Source organism: Mesorhizobium sp. M1E.F.Ca.ET.041.01.1.1 (assembly GCF_003997355.1).
Taxonomy (GTDB): Bacteria; Pseudomonadota; Alphaproteobacteria; order Rhizobiales; family Rhizobiaceae; genus Mesorhizobium.
In genome coordinates, this window is record NZ_RZSL01001075.1 from 1 (window position 1) to 1,091 (window position 1,091).

Consider the following 1,091-nt stretch of genomic DNA (forward strand, 5'->3'; position numbering starts at 1 on the left):
CTCGCATTCGGAAAGGGCGGCGGCGACATAGCGGCGCGATTCGACCGACACCTCGTCGAACAGCGGCAGGGTCAGATCCTCAAGCTGGGCGATCTCGCGGCGCGACGGGCGCGTCAGCGAGCAGAAGGCCGACACCGCGGCGCGGAACAGCCTTTCAGCTTTTCCCGCTTCGGTCCGGATAGCGATATGCCTGAAATCCGAAGATGACACGGAGGATACGCCCGATACTCGACACAGACCTGGCCCCGCTCGATCCGGCCGGGCCGGTTTCGCGTCTCCAGGGAACAAAGATCAAATTAGCCGCGATCCGTTAGCGCTCCGTTAACCCTCTGCCCGCCTTAATCGACTTTGGAGGCGTTGCGTTGTGCTCCGGTCAAACCGAGAGGAATGCGCGAACCATGGGCATGGTCCTGTCTTTTGTGCCGAGAACGGCACCGGTCAATCGAGTAAATCACGCTACCGATACGGCGGCGGCGGTCATCATCTTCCCCGGCGTCCGCTACGAACAGCAGCCGCAGGTCGGCGCGGCGCGTCCGGACGGCCCGGACAAGCCGGGTTCGCCGCGGCCCACGGCCCCGCACCACTGATCTGTTTGGCTTCTCAGTAGTCCTGCAGTTCGCAGGCGCTCTGCTCGAGAAAGCGTGAAACGATCGGCTTCCAGCTCTCGTCCGGCACGAAGGCGCGGACGACGAAGATGCCTTCCTCGATCGGCGCCTCGACGAAGATCGCGCCCTGCAATTCCTCCGGAAGATCGCGCCGCACGTCGATCATCTGCGCCGGCGTCAGCACCACGGCATCGAGCTTCTCGCTGTTCGCGTTGTGGTCGTTGAAGGAATAGATGTTGTGGCCGCTGCGGTCATAGACCGAGGCCGACCAGAACGGCACGTCGCCCGGCGCCTTGATCCGCACCAGCCCGTCGGCGAGATCGAAGCGGCAGGCGGCGGCGTAGAACATCGGGTCGACCGACTTCACCACCGGCGCGCCGCCGGCTTCGGCGTCCAGGCGCGTCATCCTGTAGAGGTCGGAGGTCATCGCCAGCCGCGACCAGGCATCGCGCTCGGAAAATTCAGGCACCAGGAACAGCACCACGA

2 protein-coding genes and 1 pseudogene are annotated in these 1,091 nt (G+C 64.4%); 1 reads left to right on the plus strand and 2 read right to left on the minus strand.

What is annotated here, in order from left to right; translation table 11 throughout:
• Positions 1 to 210 (minus strand): annotated as a pseudogene (locus EOA38_RS37445) (hypothetical protein); the annotation flags it as partial.
• Between the two features lie 188 nt (positions 211 to 398).
• On the opposite strand from EOA38_RS37445, the gene EOA38_RS37450 reads away from it, so the two are divergent.
• Complete coding sequence (locus EOA38_RS37450; protein ID WP_127220839.1) at positions 399 to 587, plus strand: hypothetical protein; 189 nt, start codon at positions 399 to 401, stop codon at positions 585 to 587.
• Between the two features lie 13 nt (positions 588 to 600).
• On the opposite strand, the gene EOA38_RS37455 is transcribed toward EOA38_RS37450, so the two are convergent.
• Positions 601 to 1,089, minus strand: a complete 489-nt coding sequence (locus tag EOA38_RS37455; RefSeq protein ID WP_245481031.1) for a DUF1254 domain-containing protein — start codon at positions 1,087 to 1,089, stop codon at positions 601 to 603.
• Positions 1,090 to 1,091 lie beyond the last annotated feature (2 nt).